The 16467-nt window shown below is 71.9% G+C and carries 15 protein-coding genes; 10 read left to right on the top strand and 5 right to left on the bottom strand.

What is annotated here, in order from left to right; all coding sequences use genetic code 11:
• The first annotated feature begins 296 nt into the window (after positions 1-296).
• The 5 genes from egtA to ABZ016_RS07105 all read left to right on the top strand — a co-directional run bounded on the left by egtA (position 297) and on the right by ABZ016_RS07105 (position 5037).
• Positions 297-1610 (top strand): ergothioneine biosynthesis glutamate--cysteine ligase EgtA, encoded by a 1314-nt coding sequence (gene egtA / locus ABZ016_RS07085; RefSeq protein ID WP_356915515.1) that lies wholly within the window; start codon positions 297-299, stop codon positions 1608-1610.
• Positions 1607-2956: an ergothioneine biosynthesis protein EgtB gene (egtB, locus tag ABZ016_RS07090; RefSeq protein ID WP_356915516.1), complete on the top strand. Its 1350-nt coding sequence runs from the start codon at positions 1607-1609 to the stop codon at positions 2954-2956. The genes egtA and egtB overlap by 4 nt, the downstream gene beginning before the upstream one ends.
• The gene (gene egtC / locus ABZ016_RS07095) at positions 2956-3747 is read left to right on the top strand and encodes an ergothioneine biosynthesis protein EgtC (protein ID WP_356915517.1); all 792 of its coding nucleotides are present in this window, start codon (positions 2956-2958) and stop codon (positions 3745-3747) included. The genes egtB and egtC overlap by 1 nt, the downstream gene beginning before the upstream one ends.
• A complete protein-coding gene (gene egtD, locus ABZ016_RS07100) occupies positions 3744-4706 on the top strand; it encodes an L-histidine N(alpha)-methyltransferase (protein WP_356915518.1) in 963 nt (320 codons plus the stop codon). Before egtC ends, egtD begins: the two co-directional genes overlap by 4 nt.
• Before the next feature lie 115 nt (positions 4707-4821).
• Complete coding sequence (locus ABZ016_RS07105) at positions 4822-5037, top strand: dodecin (protein ID WP_356915519.1); 216 nt, start codon at positions 4822-4824, stop codon at positions 5035-5037.
• Between the two features lie 9 nt (positions 5038-5046).
• Here the strand turns inward: ABZ016_RS07105 and ABZ016_RS07110 are convergent, their stop codons facing one another.
• Positions 5047-5541 carry a hypothetical protein gene (locus tag ABZ016_RS07110; protein ID WP_356915520.1) on the bottom strand — a complete coding sequence of 165 codons (495 nt, stop codon included), beginning with the start codon at positions 5539-5541 and terminating at the stop codon, positions 5047-5049.
• Between the two features lie 451 nt (positions 5542-5992).
• Here ABZ016_RS07110 and ABZ016_RS07115 point away from each other — a divergent pair, with 451 nt between their 5' ends.
• The 5 genes from ABZ016_RS07115 to ABZ016_RS07135 all read left to right on the top strand — a co-directional run bounded on the left by ABZ016_RS07115 (position 5993) and on the right by ABZ016_RS07135 (position 11928).
• The gene (locus tag ABZ016_RS07115) at positions 5993-6439 is read left to right on the top strand and encodes a DUF485 domain-containing protein (protein WP_356915521.1); all 447 of its coding nucleotides are present in this window, start codon (positions 5993-5995) and stop codon (positions 6437-6439) included.
• A complete protein-coding gene (locus tag ABZ016_RS07120) occupies positions 6433-8028 on the top strand; it encodes a cation acetate symporter (RefSeq protein ID WP_356915522.1) in 1596 nt (531 codons plus the stop codon). The genes ABZ016_RS07115 and ABZ016_RS07120 overlap by 7 nt, the downstream gene beginning before the upstream one ends.
• A 118-nt stretch (positions 8029-8146) precedes the next feature.
• A complete protein-coding gene (gene rpmF / locus ABZ016_RS07125) occupies positions 8147-8317 on the top strand; it encodes a 50S ribosomal protein L32 (protein ID WP_356915523.1) in 171 nt (56 codons plus the stop codon).
• A 255-nt stretch (positions 8318-8572) separates the two neighbouring features.
• Positions 8573-9571 (top strand): LLM class flavin-dependent oxidoreductase, encoded by a 999-nt coding sequence (locus ABZ016_RS07130; RefSeq protein WP_356915524.1) that lies wholly within the window; start codon positions 8573-8575, stop codon positions 9569-9571.
• 11 nt (positions 9572-9582) lie between these two features.
• Complete coding sequence (locus ABZ016_RS07135) at positions 9583-11928, top strand: excinuclease ABC subunit UvrA (RefSeq protein ID WP_356915525.1); 2346 nt, start codon at positions 9583-9585, stop codon at positions 11926-11928.
• Between the two features lie 75 nt (positions 11929-12003).
• On the opposite strand, the gene ABZ016_RS07140 is transcribed toward ABZ016_RS07135, so the two are convergent.
• The 4 genes from ABZ016_RS07140 to ABZ016_RS07155 form a co-directional block, all read right to left on the bottom strand.
• On the bottom strand, positions 12004-12816 hold the full coding sequence (locus tag ABZ016_RS07140) for a lysophospholipid acyltransferase family protein (RefSeq protein ID WP_356915526.1): 813 nt from the start codon (positions 12814-12816) through the stop codon (positions 12004-12006).
• Positions 12816-13583, bottom strand: coding sequence for a GNAT family N-acyltransferase (locus ABZ016_RS07145; RefSeq protein ID WP_356915527.1), 768 nt, complete (start codon positions 13581-13583; stop codon positions 12816-12818). The genes ABZ016_RS07140 and ABZ016_RS07145 overlap by 1 nt, the downstream gene beginning before the upstream one ends.
• Before the next feature lie 188 nt (positions 13584-13771).
• The gene (locus ABZ016_RS07150) at positions 13772-14521 is read right to left on the bottom strand and encodes a succinate dehydrogenase/fumarate reductase iron-sulfur subunit (RefSeq protein WP_356915528.1); all 750 of its coding nucleotides are present in this window, start codon (positions 14519-14521) and stop codon (positions 13772-13774) included.
• Positions 14518-16467, bottom strand: a complete 1950-nt coding sequence (locus ABZ016_RS07155) for a fumarate reductase/succinate dehydrogenase flavoprotein subunit (protein ID WP_356915529.1) — start codon at positions 16465-16467, stop codon at positions 14518-14520. Before ABZ016_RS07155 ends, ABZ016_RS07150 begins: the two co-directional genes overlap by 4 nt.

Genomic DNA, 16467 nt, shown 5'->3' on the forward strand with positions numbered 1-16467 from the left:
CACGGCGCCACCCCCGTGCGCGCCGTGACCGCGTGGCCGCGCGGCTCTTTCTGTCGTGCTCACGCAGACATGGTGGTGATGCCGGTTCCGCGGCGCAACGGAGTTTCCGCCCTCGGAGAAACGCCGGGGAAAGCGCGGGAAAACGACCGGTCTGCACGGATGACCGGCCCGGAACGCCCCGGTCTGCCCTCTTGTGCCGAGCGAGCCGAAGGTCTTGGGTGGGACGAGTTGATCCCGGCCCGGGCCGTCATGAAGCCCGGACCGGTGGCATGGTGGAATCTCAGGAGGATTCAGACATGTCCGATACGTCCAGTGCTCCGGCGGGTGACTGTACCCAGCCCCACAGCGCACTGAACGAAGCAGAGGTCGAGGCGCTGGTCCGCGGCATCTGTTTCAAGACCGGCCCGCCGCGCCGCCTCGGGGTCGAGGTGGAATGGCTCGTCCACGAGCTGCGCGCACCGCAGCTCCCCGTCACACCCGAAAGACTCCGAGCGGCCTACGCCGCACTGCGGACCCTCTCCCTGAGGTCGGCACTCACCGTGGAGCCCGGCGGCCAGCTGGAGCTGAGCTCGCCTCCCGCCGCCTCGCTGACGGAGTGCATCCGTACCGTCTCCGCCGACCTCGACGCCGTCCGCGCGGCCCTGCGCGACGACGGTCTCACTCTCGTCGGCCTGGGCAACGATCCCTGGCACGAACCCAGCCGGTTCCTGCGCGAGCCCCGCTACGACGCCATGGAGGCCTGCCTCGACCGCACAGGCCCGGCCGGTCGCGCCATGATGTGCACCTCCGCCTCCGTACAGGTGTGCCTGGACGCGGGCCACGAGGAACCCGGCCCCCTCGGCTTCGTACGGCGCTGGTGGCTGGCCCATCATCTGGGCCCGGTCCTGGTGGCCGCGTTCGCCAACTCCCCGCTCGCCGGTCACCGGCCGACCGGCTGGCTCTCCACCCGGCAGCTGACCTGGACCAGGATCGGCACCGGCAGGGCGGGCGGACCGCCCCTGGACGCCGACCCGCGCGGCGCCTGGGCCAGGCACGTGCTCGACTCCCCTGTGATGTGCGTACGGCGCGACAGCGGGCCCTGGGACGTCCCGGAAGGGCTCACCTTCCGGGAGTGGACCCGGAAGGGGCTCCCCCGCCCGCCCACCCACGAGGACCTCGAGTACCACCTGACGACGCTGTTCCCGCCGGTCAGGCCGCGCGGCCATCTCGAACTGCGCATGATCGACGCGCAACCGGGCGACGACGGCTGGATCGTGCCACTGGCCGTGACGACGGCGCTGTTCGACGACCCGCAGGCCGCCGAGACCGCCTACCGGGCCGTGAAGCCGCTGGCCGAACGCACACTGGGCCTGCCCGCGCCGCACAACCCGCTGTGGCTCGACGCGGCCCGCGACGGCCTGGCCGACGCCGAACTGCGCGAGGTGGCCGTCTCGTGCTTCACGGCGGCGCTGGACGCCCTGCCGCGGCTCGGCGCCACCCCCGAGGTGACGGACGCCGTCACGGCCTATCTGGACCACTACGTCGTCCGGGGCCGCTGCCCCGCCGACGACCTGCTCGACGGAGAGCGCGGCACGGACGGCCGCGTACACGGGAAGGACCTCCGCCCATGACCGACACCAGCCCCGCCACCGGCACCACCGCCGGAGCCGGGACCGCCGACCCCGAGGTGCTCCGCGACCGCGCCGTCGCCTCGCTGGTCGTCGCCCGTGACCGGACCACCCTGCTGACGAGCTGCGTCGAGGAGCCCGACCTGACCGCGCAGCACTCGCCGCTGATGTCGCCGCTGGTGTGGGACCTCGCGCACATCGGCAACCAGGAGGAGCAGTGGCTGCTGCGGGCCGTCGCCGGGCACGAGGCGATACGTCCCGAGATCGACGGCCTCTACGACGCCTTCGAGCACCCTCGGGCCGAACGCCCGAAGCTGCCCCTGCTGTCGCCCGCCGAGGCCCGCTCGTACGCGGCCGACGTACGCGGCCGCGCGCTGGACGTGCTGGAGAGGGCCGCGTTCCACGGGACGCGGCTGACGGAGGCCGGGTTCGCCTTCGGCATGATCGCGCAGCACGAACAGCAGCACGACGAGACGATGCTGATCACCCATCAGCTCCGGCGGGGCCCGCAGGCCCTGACCGCGCCCGATCCGGAACCGGTGCCCCTGTTCACCGGCCCCACCGAAGTCCTCGTCCCGGGCGGCCCGTTCACCATGGGCACCTCGGACGAACCGTGGGCCCTGGACAACGAACGCCCCGCGCACCGGCGCGAGGTGGCACCCTTCCGGATCGACACCACCCCGGTGACCAACGGCGCCTACCAGGCCTTCATCGAGGACGGCGGTTACGACGACCCGCGCTGGTGGACACCGGACGGCTGGACCCACATCAAGCGGAACTCCATCGCGCACCCGCTGTACTGGCGTAAGGACGGCAGGCAGTGGCTGCGGCGGCGCTTCGGCGTCACCGAGGTGGTCCCGCCGGACGAGCCGGTACTGCACGTGTGCTGGTACGAGGCCGACGCCTACGCCCGCTGGGCGGGACGCCGGCTGCCCACCGAAGCCGAGTGGGAGAAGGCGGCCCGGTACGACCCGGCCGGGGACCGCTCGATGCGCTATCCGTGGGGCGACACCGACCCGGGGCCCGAGCACGCCAACCTGGGCCAGCGGCACCTCCGCCCCGCCCCGGCGGGGAGCTACCCGGCCGGTGAGTCGCCGCTCGGGGTACGGCAGTTGATCGGCGACGTGTGGGAGTGGACGGCGAGCGACTTCCTGCCGTACCCGGGGTTCAAGGCGTTCCCGTACAAGGAGTACTCGGAGGTCTTCTTCGGCTCCGACCACAAGGTGCTGCGCGGCGGTTCGTTCGCCGTGGACGCGGTGGCCTGCCGGGGCACGTTCCGCAACTGGGACTACCCGATCCGGCGGCAGATCTTCTCCGGGTTCCGCACGGCCCGGTCGGAGGAGATCTGATGTGCCGCCATGTGGCGTACGTGGGCCCCGGGGAGCCGCTCGGCCGGCTCCTCGTGGAGCCCGAGCACGGGCTGTACCGGCAGTCGTGGGCGCCGCGGCGGCAGCGGTACGGGACGGTCAACGCCGACGGTTTCGGCGTCGGCTGGTACGCCGAGGGTGACCCGGTGCCGGCTCGCTACCGCCGGGCCGGGCCGATCTGGGCCGACCTGTCGTTCGCCGATCTCGCCCGGGTGGTCCGCAGCACGGCGCTGCTCGGCGCGGTACGGGACGCGACCCTGTCGGGCGCGGACGCGGAGGCCGCGGCGGCTCCGTTCGCCGCGGGGACGTGGCTGTTCAGCCACAACGGGGCGGTCAAGGGCTGGCCCGGCTCGCTGGCACCCGCAGCCCGCACCCTGCCGCCCGAGGACCTGCTGTCGCTGGAGGCCCGCAACGACTCGGCGCTCGTGTGGGCACTGGTCCTGGCCCGGCTGAGGAACGGCGACGAGCAGGGCCAGGCGCTGGCCGACACGGTCCTGGAGGTCGCCGCGGCGGCCCCCGGTTCCCGGCTCAACCTCCTCCTCACCGACGGCGACACCATCACCGCGACCGCCTGGGGCGACACCCTCTGGCACCTCGCCCGGCCCGGCGGCGGCACGGTCGTGGCCTCCGAGCCCTACGACGACGATCCGCACTGGCGGGAGGTCCCCGACCGCACCCTGCTGGCGGCGAGCCGCACGGACGTGCTGCTCACGCCGCTGAAGGAGCCGGCCGACGCCTTCGTCCCCGCATCATCGAAGGAGCCCCGTACGTGAGTCCGTTCCATCTGACCCGCACCCTTCCCGAGGACGCCACGGACGCCGCGCTGCGCTCCGACGTCCACCGGGGCCTGACCGGCCGGCCCAAGACGCTGCCGCCGAAGTGGTTCTACGACGCGCACGGCAGCGACCTGTTCGAGAAGATCACGGAACTGCCCGAGTACTACCCCACCCGCGCCGAACGCGAGATCCTGCTCGCGCGCTCCGGCGACATCGCAGCGGCGACCCGGGCCCGCACCCTGGTCGAGCTCGGCTCCGGCTCCTCCGAGAAGACCCGGCATCTGCTGGACGCCCTGACGGACCTGCGCACCTACGTGCCCGTCGACGTCAGCGAGAGCGCCCTCACCCAGGCCGGGCAGGCGCTCGTCGCCGAGCGGCCGGGCCTCGACGTGCACGCGCTGATCGCCGACTTCACCGCGGAACTGACGCTGCCGGAGACGCCGGGGCCCCGGCTGGTGGCGTTCCTCGGCGGGACGATCGGCAATCTGCTGCCCGCCGAGCGCGCCGCGTTCCTGACGTCGGTGCGTGCCCTGCTCGCCCCGGGCGACGCCCTGCTGCTGGGCACGGACCTCGTCAAGGACGAGGAGGTACTGGTCCGGGCGTACGACGACGCGGCCGGGGTGACGGCCGCGTTCAACAAGAACGTCCTCAGCGTGATCAACCGTGAGCTCGGCGCCGACTTCGAACCCGCCGCGTTCGACCACCTGGCCCGGTGGGACGCCGGGCACGAGTGGATCGAGATGCGGCTGCGCTCCCGTACGGCGCAGACCGTGAAGGTGCCGGCGCTCGGCCTCGCCGTCGACTTCGCGGCGGGAGAGGAGATGCGCACCGAGGTGTCGGCGAAGTTCCGGCAGGAGGGTGTGCGGGCCGAACTGTCCGCGGCGGGGCTGGAGCTGGCCCACTGGTGGACGGACGGTGCCGGCCGGTTCGCGCTGTCGCTGAGCGTGGCGCGCTGACGTCGGTGACCCCACTGACGGCGGCGTGGCGCGAGGTGACGTCTCGCGTTTCGCCGCCACTTGGGGCACGGTGGAGTGACGCGTGACACTCCCGTCACTGAAGAGGAGCAGCGGCATGTCAGACCACACCTACCGCGTCACGGAAATCGTCGGCACCTCCCCCGACGGCGTCGACCAGGCCATCCGCAACGGCATCGGCCGGGCCTCGGAGACCCTGCGCAATCTGGACTGGTTCGAGGTGACGCAGGTGCGCGGCCAGTTGGAGAACGGCCAGATCGCGCACTGGCAGGTGGGCCTCAAGGTGGGCTTCCGTCTGGAGGAGACCGAGTAGAGCGCGCCCTCAGGTCCGGCCTTCCCGCTCCTGCGCCACCTTGAGCTCGGCCGACCGGGCCGCCCAGTCGGCCTGCAGGACGGTGAAGCCCGCGCGCCTGGCGTTCTCGCAGACCAGTTCGTCGTCGTCCACGAGGACACGGATCTCGCGGGTGCGGGCGAGCCGCCGCAGGATCTCCAGCTTGGTGAACCGGGCAGGCCTGCGGTCGGCGTCGCGCCGCATGTACACCCGCCCCTCGGGCAGCTCCTGCGCCGCGAGCCAGTCGAGCGTGTCGCGCCGGCAGCGCTCGGGACGACCGGTGAGGTAGACGATCTCGCACTCCCGGGCGCTCTCCTTGACCAGCGCGACGCCCTCCGGGAGCGGCGGGTCCTGCGGTGCCGCCGAGAAGAAGCCGTCCCAGTCCCGCGGCCTGCGCTCCAGGAAACGCTGCCGGTGCGCGGTGTCGGCGAGCGTGTTGTCCAGGTCGAACACGGCCAGCGGGGTCTTGCTGCGGTCGTCACTCACACCGCCCACCCTAGGCCTTGCCGCCGGCCTTCACCGTCGCAGGCGTACGAAGAGGTTTTGAGACAGCCCGGCCGAAGAAATGGTCCGGACTATTCACCGGCTGACCCTTTCGTGCAGGCCGTCGCAGTACCGCCATCCCCTCGACGGGGGCGTGAACGAGCCATGCACAACCGTCAATTCATCACCACAGTTGATGGCTCAAGCACAGCACTGACATACTCCGCTTTCAGCCTCGCCACCACCCGTGGCCGGGGCTGGTCGGGGCTCTCCACACAGAACCCCGAGGCCGTCCGCGTGATTCCGGACAGCAGTTTTCCCGGTTTCACGAGCCCCCACAGAGCCCGCACCCCCACAGCGTGTTCGGCATCCCTCCACCCTGCCCGAAACGCCGGACACCCATTGACTCGACGGGGTCGAGTGCGGGGCACGAAGCAGCGAAGAAGGTGCGCCTGTGCCCGAATTTCCACCGCGGCGGGAGGACACTCCCACATTTCCGCTTCCGCACATCGAACACACTCCGCCGTCTCGTATATCCGACCATCCTGAATTTCACTCTCTGCGTCGCGCGCAGCGCCGGTTCGGTATCCGGGCGACGATCCTGTCCGTCGGCGGATTCCTGCTGTACGTGCTGCTGTCCTTCTTTGCGCCTTTGGTGATGAACCAGCCGTTGTTCGGCCGCCTCACGATCGGGCTCGTCCTCGGTCTCGGGCAGTTCGTCGTCATGGGTGTGACCGCGTGGTGCTACGTCCGGCACATGCGCACCCGGGTCGATCCGCTCGCCCGCGGCCTCCGGACCCGGTTGCAGGAGGACGAGAACCGTCGCGCGCGTCAGGCCGCGGCGCAGCCCGAAGCCGGCCGGCTCTTCCAGCAGGGCTCGAGGGGGTTCCGCGCGTGGTGACCGTCGCCGCGATCGACGACAGCACTCTCCAGCTGACGTTCGTCCTGTTCCTGACCGTCGTGGTGGTCACCCTGTTCACGGCGCTGCTGACAGCCCCTCAGCGCGACGAGATCAGCGAGTTCTACCTCGGCAACCGTTCCATGTCGCCGCTGCGCAACGGCCTGGCCATGTGCGGCGACTACCTGTCCGCCGCCACTCTGCTCGGCAGTACGGGACTGGTGGCCCTGACCGGGTACGACGGGCTGATGTACCTGGGCGGCACCACGGTCGCCTGGATGATGGTGCTGCTGCTGATCGCCGAACCCCTGCACCGCACGGGCAAGTTCACGCTGGGCGACACCATCGCGCTGCGTCTGCCCCGGCAGCAGCGGCAGGTGCGGCTGGCCCTGTCGGTGTGCATCCTGGCCATCGCGACGCTGTACCTGGTGGCCCAACTCGTCGGCAGTGTGGCCCTGCTGACGCAGTTCACCGGAGCGCCCAGCGCCACCACACGGACCCTGTGCGTGGTGGTGATCGGCACCTTCGTGATCCTGTACGCCTCCCTCGGCGGCATGCCCGGAGCCACCGTCGTCCAGATCATCAAGGCCGTGATGCTGGTGGTGGGTGTGCTGTTCACGGCGGGCTGGGTGCTGCACCACTACGACTGGAACCCCAACGCCCTGCTCACCGCGGCGGCCGACCGCAGCGGAAACGGGGTGCAGTACCTCGAACCCGGGCTGCGCTACGGCGGCACCGTCAGCAACAAGCTGGACTTCCTCAGTCTGGAACTGGCCATCGTCCTCGGCCTCGCAGCCCTCCCCCACGTGCTGATGCGACTGCTCGCCCCCCGCGGCAGCGGCGTACTGCGCTCCTCAGTCCTGTGGGCCATCGGCCTGGTCGGCGCGGTCTGCTTCGGGGCCGGCATCATGGGTCTCGGCGCCACCGCGCTCGTCGGCCAGGACACCATCGTCGACACGGACCGCACCGGCAACGCGTCCGTGCTGCTCCTCGCCCACGAACTCGGCGGCAGCCTCCTCACCGCGCTGCTGACCTGTCTGGCCTATCTCACGCTGCTCGCCGTGGCCGTCGGCCTCACGCTGGCCGCCGCCTCCTCCATCGCCCACGACCTGTACGGCGAGGTGATCCGCAAGGGCAGGGCCAGCGAGACGGAGGAACTGACCGTCGCCCGGCTGTCAGGCGCGGTCATCGGCGTCCTCGGCATCCTGCTCGCCCTCGTCGCCTGGGGCGCGAACACCGCGACGCTGGCCTTCCTGGCCTTCGCCATGGCGGCGTCCGCCATCCTGCCGACGATCGTCTACACCCTCTTCTGGCGGCGTTTCTCGGCGAAGGGAGCCCTGCTCAGCCTTTACGGCGGCCTGGCCTGCTCCGTCCTGCTCGTGGTCTTCTCACCGGTGGTCTCCTCCACCCAGGCCTCGATCTACCCGGACGCGGACTTCGCCTGGTTCCCGCTGCAGAACCCCGGCATCGTCTCCATCCCGGCGGGCTTCTTCCTGGGCTGGCTCGGCACGGTGCGGGACAAGGGCCGGCCCGAGGAGAGCAGCGCCCACGAGGAGTTCGAGGTGCGGATGCTGGTGGGCGCCGACGACTGACGGCCCCGCGGGACACGGGGGCAGGGCACCGGGGACGCACATTGTTAATGGTATCCATTTTCATGTAGCGTCCTCGGTGCCCTGCCCGTGTGGCGCAGGAGTCCCGAGAAGGAGTCCCATGGCTGTCCCGAAGCGGAAGATGTCCCGCAGCAACACCCGTCACCGCCGCGCCCGGTGGAAGGCGGCCACGCCCGTCCTGGTCCCGGTCACGGTCGGCGGCGTCCGTCACCTCGTACCGCAGAACCTCGTCAAGGCCTACGAGCGCGGACTGCTGCGGCCCGAGGACTGACGCCACGGCGTGACCACGGGGGCCGGGTGGGCCGCGATCCAGTGCCGCAGTTCGGCGCTTCGGAACTGGTACGCGGGACCGGAACAGCGCATCAGTGCTACCGCGCCGCCGACGGCCAGACCGCCGAACAGCCCGGTGGAGACGGCGTAGACGAGTCCGCAGACCGTGTCGTCGCGCAGCCCAAGCCGTCCAGGACGGGCGGGTCCGCGAAGAGGCCGCCGGGAATCCCCGCGCTCCAGGGGCGTTGAACATCATGTGAGCTCAGTGATCGCTTCGACCCGTTTCTCCGTCCTCGACCGCTCCCGCACCCGCGAGGGACACACGCACGGCGAGGCGCTGCGTGACACCGTGCGTCTGGCGCGGGAGCTGGAGCGGCTCGGTTATCACCGGGTGTGGGTGTCGGAGCACCACGGGGTGCCCGGGGTCGCCGGTTCGGCGCCGACCGTGCTGGCCGGTGCCGTCGCCGGCGCGACCCGGACGATCCGGGTCGGCACGGGCGGGGTGATGCTGCCCAACCACCGGCCGCTGGTCGTCGCCGAGCAGTTCGGGGTGCTGGAATCGCTGTTTCCCGGGCGGATCGACATGGGGCTCGGACGCTCCGTCGGTTTCACGGACGGGGTGCGCAGGGCCCTGGGCCGCGACAAGGGTGACGCCGACGACTTCGAGGCGCAGCTGCGGGAGCTGCTCGGCTGGTTCGAGGGCACCTCACCCACCGGGGTCCACGCCCGCCCGGCCGAGGGGCTGACCGTACCGCCGTTCGTCCTGGCCATGGGCGAGGGCGCCGGCATCGCCGCCCGCCTCGGTCTGCCCATGGTCATCGGCGACCTCAGGAACCGGGAGAAGATGCGGCGCGGCATCGACCACTATCGCGACCACTTCCGTCCCTCCGTCTGGTCCGCCGAGCCCTACGTCGTCGTCTCCGGCACGGTCGCGGTGGCGGGCACGCCCGAGGAGGCCCGACGGCTGCTGATCCCGGAGGCATGGTCGATGGCGTACTCCCGCACCCGCGGCACCTTCCCGCCCCTGCCGCCCGCCGAGCGGGTCGAGGCGCTGACCATGACCGGCAAGGAGCGAGGTCTCTACGAGGCCGGACTGGCCGGTCATGTCGCGGGCACCGAGGAGCAGGTGGCGCAGGAGCTGGAGACGGTGCTGAAGGAGACCGGGGCCCAGGAGGTCCTGGTCACCACCAGCACGTACGACCGCGAGGCCCTGCTGGACTCCTACCGGCGGCTGGCCGCGATCACCTCCGGTTAGAGTCGGTGTCCATGCACGACCCCCGCAGCCCCCACGACCCGTACGTCCGTGTCCGCGGCGCCCGCGAGCACAACCTCAAGGGCATCGACGTCGACATCCCCCGGGACGTGCTGGCCGTCTTCACCGGCGTGTCCGGCTCGGGGAAGTCGTCGCTGGCCTTCGGCACGATCTACGCGGAGGCGCAGCGGCGCTACTTCGAGTCGGTCGCGCCGTACGCGCGGCGGCTGATCCACCAGGTCGGCGCGCCGAAGGTCGGGGAGATCACCGGTCTGCCGCCGGCCGTCTCGCTCCAGCAGCGCCGCTCGGCGCCCACCTCGCGCTCCTCCGTCGGCACCGTCACCAACCTCTCGAACTCTCTGCGCATGCTGTTCTCCCGGGCCGGCACCTATCCGCCCGGTGCCGAACGGCTCGACTCCGACGCCTTCTCGCCCAACACGGCGGTGGGGGCCTGCCCGGAGTGCCAGGGCCTCGGCCGGGTGCACCGCACGAGCGAGAAGTCGCTGGTTCCCGACCCGTCGCTGTCGATCCGCGACGGCGCGATCGCCGCGTGGCCGGGCGCCTGGCAGGGCAAGAACCTGCGGGACATCCTCGACGCGCTCGGGTACGACGTGAACCGGCCGTGGCGGGAGCTGCCGGCCCACGAGCGGGAGTGGATCCTGTTCACGGACGAGCAGCCGGTCGTCACGGTGCACCCGGTGCGGGACGCGGACCGCATCCAGCGGCCGTACCAGGGCACGTACATGAGCGCCCGCCGGTATGTGATGAAGACCTTCTCGGACTCCAAGAGCCCGACGCTGCGGGCGAGGGCCGAGCGGTTCCTGACCAGCACGCCCTGCCCGGCCTGCGGCGGCAGCCGGCTGCGGCCCGAGGCCCTGGCCGTGACGTTCGGCGGGCGGACCATCGCCGAGCTGGCGGCGCTGCCCCTGGTGGAGCTGGCCGCCGGTCTCGACGCGACGTCGGAGGCCGCCCGGGTGCTCACCGGCGACCTCAGGGCGCGTATCGCACCGGTCGTCGAGCTGGGTCTCGGCTACCTCAGCCTCGACCGGGCCACGCCCACCCTCTCCGCGGGCGAGCTGCAACGCCTGCGCCTCGCCACCCAGCTGCGCTCCGGCCTGTTCGGTGTGGTCTACGTCCTCGACGAGCCGTCGGCCGGGCTGCACCCGGCGGACACCGAGGCGCTGCTCACCGTGCTGGAGCGGCTGAAGGCGGCCGGGAACTCGGTGTTCGTGGTGGAGCACCACCTCGACGTCGTACGCCGCGCCGACTGGCTGGTGGACGTGGGCCCGCACGCGGGCGAGCACGGCGGACGGGTGCTGCACAGCGGCCCGGTGGCCGGGCTGGCCGCCGTCGGGGAGTCGGCGACGGCCCGTCACCTCTTCGACCGCTCACCCGCCCCGGTACGGGAGGTCCGCGAACCGCGCGGGTGGCTGAAGACCGGCCCGGTCACCCGGCACAACCTGCGCGGCGTCATCGCCGAGTTCCCGCTCGGCGCCTTCACCGCCGTCACGGGGGTGTCCGGCTCCGGCAAGTCCACGCTCGTCGGCGAGGTCACCGAGGACACGGCGGGGGTGGGCCGGCTGGTCTCGGTCGACCAGAAGCCGATCGGGCGCACCCCGCGCTCGAACCTGGCCACCTACACCGGCCTCTTCGACGTCGTGCGCAAGGAGTTCGCGGCCACCGACGGGGCTCGCGCCCGGGGCTTCGGCATCGGCCGGTTCTCCTTCAACGTGGCGGGCGGCCGCTGCGAGACCTGCCAGGGCGAGGGGTTCGTCAGTGTGGAGCTGCTGTTCCTGCCGAGCACGTACGCGCCCTGCCCGGACTGCGGCGGTGCGCGGTACAACCCTCAGACGCTGGAGGTGACGTACCGGGGGCGGAACATCGCGCAGGTGCTGGACCTGACGGTGGAGAGCGCCGCGGAGTTCTTCTCGGGCACCCCGGCCGTGGCCCGCAGCCTTCGCACCCTGCTCGACGTGGGCCTCGGCTATCTGCGCCTCGGCCAGCCGGCGACGGAACTGTCCGGCGGGGAGGCCCAGCGCATCAAACTGGCCGGGGAGCTCCAGCGCGGCCGCCGCGGCCACACGCTGTACCTCCTCGACGAGCCGACGACCGGCCTCCACCCGGCCGACGTCGAGGTGCTGATGCGCCAGTTGCACGGCCTCGTCGACGCCGGGCACACGGTGATCGTCGTCGAGCACGACATGTCCGTCGTCGCGGGTGCCGACTGGGTGGTCGACCTCGGCCCGGGCGGCGGCGACGCGGGCGGCCGGATCGTGGCGGCGGGCCCGCCCCGGGAGGTGGCACGGTCGGAGCGGAGCCGTACCGCGCCCTATCTGGCGCGCGCTCTGGCCGGGGAGTGACCGGGCGGGCCGTCGCTGCGGCCCCGGGCGTTGGACACCGCGCGCAGGCGGTCCACGGCGCCGTGAGACTCCCTCCTACGCCACGAGCACCGTGTGCGTCCAGGCGGGCACGGCCGTCTCCCGCGGCTGGGCCGAGGCCGCCAGGGAACGGCGGTCGGGGTGGCTGCCCGGTGGGATGGCGCCCCGTACCTCGACCTCGGCGACCAGGCCGCGGGACATCGCCACCCGCCACAGTGAGGCGAGCAGCGTGTCGTCGCCGACGAACGCGGGGGCGGTGGTGGCTCCGTCGGTGAGCCGGTAGCCGATCCGCACCGGCTGGACCGGCACCCCGGCGTCCAGGGCAGCCTGGAAGACGGCGCGGCGGAAGGTGCCCTGGGCGCGACCGCACCAGGTGCTGCCCTCGGGGAAGGCGGCGACCGCGGCGCCCTCGCGCAGAGCACCGGCGATCCGGGCGACGGTGTCCGGGAGGGCGCGCAGCCGGTCCCGGTCGATGAACAGGGTGCCGCCGCGCGCGGCCAGCGGCCCGGCGACCGGCCACCGCCGCACCTCGGTCTTGGCCAGCATCCGGGCGGGGCGTACGGCGGCGAGCAGCGGGATGTCCAGCCACGAGATGTGGTTGGCGACCAGCAGCAGGCCACCGGTGGGCGGTGCGGTACCGGTGATACGGACCCGGACCCCGGCGGCCCGTACGATCCACCGGCACCACCGCCGGACCAGGGACGCCGGTATGCGCGGGCCGAGGGGCGACAGCGCGGACCCCGCGAGGAGGAGCAGGACGACCGCGGTGAGCCGCAGGACGGCACGCGGCACGGCACGGGCGGTCGCCGCCGCCGGCGCCTCGACACAGGCCTGCGGAGTACAGGGCGCGGTGGGCAGCCAGGCGCTCATCAGGCGGGCACGAGGGAGAGGAAGTGCCGCAGGTAGCGCGGGTTGACCCGGCTCATCGGCAGCAGCACGTACAGGTCGGCGACGCCGAACTCGGGGTCGTGGGCCGGTTCGCCGCACACCCAGGCGCCGAGCCGCAGGTAGCCGCGGAGCAGGGCGGGCAGTTCGACGCGGGCGGCGGGCGCGGGGGCCGGGGTCCACGGCAGCAGCGGCCGGACCCGGTACTCCGGCGGCGCCAGGTGCCTGGCGGCGACCCGGTCCCAGGTGGCGGAGGCGAGGGTGCCGCCGTCCGCCAGCGGGACGGAGCAGCAGCCGGCGAGCCACTCGTGTCCGCGGTCGACCATGTAGCGGGCGATACCGGCCCAGATGAGGCTGATGACCGCGCCGTCGCGGTGGTCGGGGTGCACACAGGAGCGGCCGACCTCGACGAGCTCCGGCCGGATCCCGGCCAGGGACGTCAGGTCGAACTCGCTCTCGGAGTACAGCCGCCCGGCGACCGCCGCGCGCTCGGGCGGCAGCAGCCGGTAGGTGCCGACGACCTGGCCGGTCGTCTCCTCGCGCACCAGCAGGTGGTCGCAGTACGCGTCGAAGGAGTCGACGTCCAGCCCCGGTTGCGGGCCGGACAGCAGGGCGCCCATCTCCCCGGCGAAGACGTCGTGCCGCAGCCGCTGCGCGGCGCGCACGTCCTCCTCGTTCCGGGCGAGGGCGACGGTGTAGCGGGTGGGGGCCGTGGGCTGCGCGGGGCGGTCGACGGTCAGTACGCCGGTCATGGCTCTCTCCTGGTCACGGGCCGGAGGCGGCGAGCGGTGCCGCCGCCCACTGTTGTGCCCATGCCGCCTGACCTCAGCGTGACCAGTGCCAGGAGGGCGGATGCCGAACGGTTGAATGCCAGAAGCCCAACGCCCCCTCAGGGGCGCGGGGAACTGCGCGACCAGCCACAACGCACCGCACCCGGCGACTAGCGCTTGCCCGCCCTCCGCGTAGCCCGCAACCACTCCTTGTTCATGCTGGTGATGGACATCAACGGAATGCCCTTGGGGCACGCGGTGGCACACTCACCAGCCAGCGTGCACCCCCCGAACCCCTCCTCGTCCATCTGCTCCACCATGTCCAGCACCCGTGTCTCCCGCTCCGGCGCCCCCTGCGGCAGCACATTCAGATGGTTGACCTTCGCGGACGTGAACAGCATCGCCGCCCCGTTGGGACAGGCCGCCACACACGCCCCGCACCCGATGCACTCGGCGTGCTCGAACGCGAAGTCGGCATCCGGCTTGGGCACCGGAGTGGCGTGCGCCTCGGGAGCCGCCCCCGTCGGCGCGGTGACGTAACCACCGGCCTGGATGATCCGGTCGAACGCCGACCGGTCGACGACCAGGTCCTTGATCACCGGGAACGCCGACGCCCGCCACGGCTCCACGTCGATCGTGTCGCCGTCCTTGAACGACCGCATGTGCAGCTGGCAGGTGGTGGTGCGCTCGGGTCCGTGCGCGTCACCGTTGATCACCAGACTGCACGCGCCGCAGATGCCCTCACGGCAGTCGTGATCGAAGGCGACGGGGTCCTCGCCCTTGAGGATGAGCTCCTCGTTGAGCGTGTCGAGCATCTCCAGGAACGACATGTCGGGCGAGATCCCGTCCACCTCGTACGTGGACATCGTGCCGTCGGCGTCGGCGTTCCGCTGCCGCCAGACGCGCAGGGTGAGCTTCATGCGTAGCTCCGCTGAGTGGGGTGGACGTACTCGAAGACCAGGTCTTCCTTGTGCAGGGCCGGCGCCTCGCCGGTGCCGGTGAACTCCCAGGCGGCCGCGTACCCGAACTCCTCGTCCTTGCGGGCGGCCTCGCCGTCGGGCGTCTGGGACTCCTCACGGAAGTGGCCGCCGCAGGACTCGGAGCGGTGCAGCGCGTCGAGGCACATCAGCTCGGCCAGCTCCAGGTAGTCGACGACGCGGTTGGCCTTCTCCAGCGACTGGTTGAACTCCTCGCCGGTGCCGGGCACCTTGATCCGCCGCCAGAACTCCTCCCGGATCTGCGGGATCCGTTCCAGCGCCTTGCGCAGCCCCGAGTCGGTGCGGGCCATGCCGCAGAACTCCCACATGAGTTCGCCGACCTCGCGGTGGAAGGAGTCGGGGGTGCGGTCGCCGTCCACGGACAGCAGCAGGTTGAGCCGGTCCTGCGTCTCGGCCAGCACCTCCTGGACGACGGGGTGTTGGTCGCTCACCTCGTCGTGGTGCGGGTTGCGGGCAAGGTAGTCGTTGATGGTCGCGGGGAGGACGAAGTACCCGTCGGCCAGGCCCTGCATCAGCGCGGAGGCGCCGAGGCGGTTGGCCCCGTGGTCGGAGAAGTTGGCCTCGCCGATCGCGAACAGGCCGGGGACGGTGGTCTGGAGGTCGTAGTCGACCCACAGTCCGCCCATCGTGTAGTGCACGGCGGGGTAGATCCGCATCGGCACCCGGTACGGATCCTCGTCGGTGATCCGCTGGTACATGTCGAAGAGGTTGCCGTACTTGGCCTCGACGGCCTTGCGGCCCATGCGCCGGATCGCGTCGGCGAAGTCCAGGTACACGCCCTGGCCGCCGGGACCGACGCCCCTGCCCTCGTCGCAGACGTTCTTCGCGGCGCGCGAGGCGATGTCTCGCGGCACCAGGTTGCCGAAGGACGGGTAGATGCGCTCCAGGTAGTAGTCGCGCTCGTCCTCGGGGATCTCGCCCGGGGGCCGGGTGTCGCCCTTCGCCTTCGGGACCCAGATCCGCCCGTCGTTGCGCAGCGACTCGCTCATCAGTGTCAGCTTGGACTGGTGGTCACCGGTGCGCGGGATGCAGGTGGGGTGGATCTGGGTGAAGCAGGGGTTGGCGAAGTACGCGCCGCGCCGGTGGGCCCGCCAGATGGCGGTGGCGTTGGAGTTCATGGCGTTCGTCGACAGGTAGAAGACGTTGCCGTAGCCGCCGGAGGCCAGCACGACGGCGTCCGCGACGTACGTGTCGATGCGGCCGGTGACGAGATCGCGCGCCACGATGCCGCGCGCCTTCCCGTCGATGACGATCAGGTCCAGCATCTCGGTACGGGGGTGCATCTCGACGTTGCCCGCGGCGATCTGCCGGCTGAGCGCCTGGTAGGCGCCGAGGAGGAGCTGCTGGCCCGTCTGGCCGCGGGCGTAGAACGTGCGCGACACCTGGACGCCGCCGAAGGAGCGGGTGTCGAGCAGACCGCCGTACTCGCGGGCGAAGGGCACGCCCTGGGCGACGCACTGGTCGATGATCTCGACGGAGATCTGTGCGAGCCGGTGGACGTTGGACTCCCTGGCGCGGAAGTCGCCGCCCTTGACGGTGTCGTAGAACAGGCGGTGGACGGAGTCGCCGTCGTTGCGGTAGTTCTTCGCCGCGTTGATGCCGCCCTGCGCGGCGATGGAGTGGGCGCGGCGCGGGGAGTCCTGGTAGCAGAACTGGACGACGTGGTAGCCCTGCTCGGCGAGGGTGGCGCCGGCGGAGCCGCCGGCGAGGCCGGTGCCGACCACGATGACGGTGTGCTTGCGCCGGTTGGCGGGGTTGACCAGCTTGGCTTCGAAGCGGCGCTTGTCCCAGCGCTCGTGCACGGGCCCCGCGGGGGCCTTGGTGTCGGTGACCGGCTCACCGGTCACGTAGTCCGTGTAAGAGGTCAT

The organism is Streptomyces sp. NPDC006372, from assembly GCF_040612515.1.
In the GTDB taxonomy this organism is placed as follows: domain Bacteria; phylum Actinomycetota; class Actinomycetes; order Streptomycetales; family Streptomycetaceae; genus Streptomyces.

Coding starts and splice junctions, on each gene's coding strand:
- egtA (WP_356915515.1), top strand. CDS start 297: ATGTCCGATACGTCCAGTGCTCCGGCGGGTGACTGTACCCAGCCCCAC.
- ABZ016_RS07155 (WP_356915529.1), bottom strand. CDS start 16,467: ATGACCTCTTACACGGACTACGTGACCGGTGAGCCGGTCACCGACACC.
- ABZ016_RS07135 (WP_356915525.1), top strand. CDS start 9,583: ATGCACGACCCCCGCAGCCCCCACGACCCGTACGTCCGTGTCCGCGGC.
- egtC (WP_356915517.1), top strand. CDS start 2,956: ATGTGCCGCCATGTGGCGTACGTGGGCCCCGGGGAGCCGCTCGGCCGG.
- ABZ016_RS07150 (WP_356915528.1), bottom strand. CDS start 14,521: ATGAAGCTCACCCTGCGCGTCTGGCGGCAGCGGAACGCCGACGCCGAC.
- ABZ016_RS07145 (WP_356915527.1), bottom strand. CDS start 13,583: ATGACCGGCGTACTGACCGTCGACCGCCCCGCGCAGCCCACGGCCCCC.
- rpmF (WP_356915523.1), top strand. CDS start 8,147: ATGGCTGTCCCGAAGCGGAAGATGTCCCGCAGCAACACCCGTCACCGC.
- ABZ016_RS07140 (WP_356915526.1), bottom strand. CDS start 12,816: ATGAGCGCCTGGCTGCCCACCGCGCCCTGTACTCCGCAGGCCTGTGTC.
- egtB (WP_356915516.1), top strand. CDS start 1,607: ATGACCGACACCAGCCCCGCCACCGGCACCACCGCCGGAGCCGGGACC.
- ABZ016_RS07105 (WP_356915519.1), top strand. CDS start 4,822: ATGTCAGACCACACCTACCGCGTCACGGAAATCGTCGGCACCTCCCCC.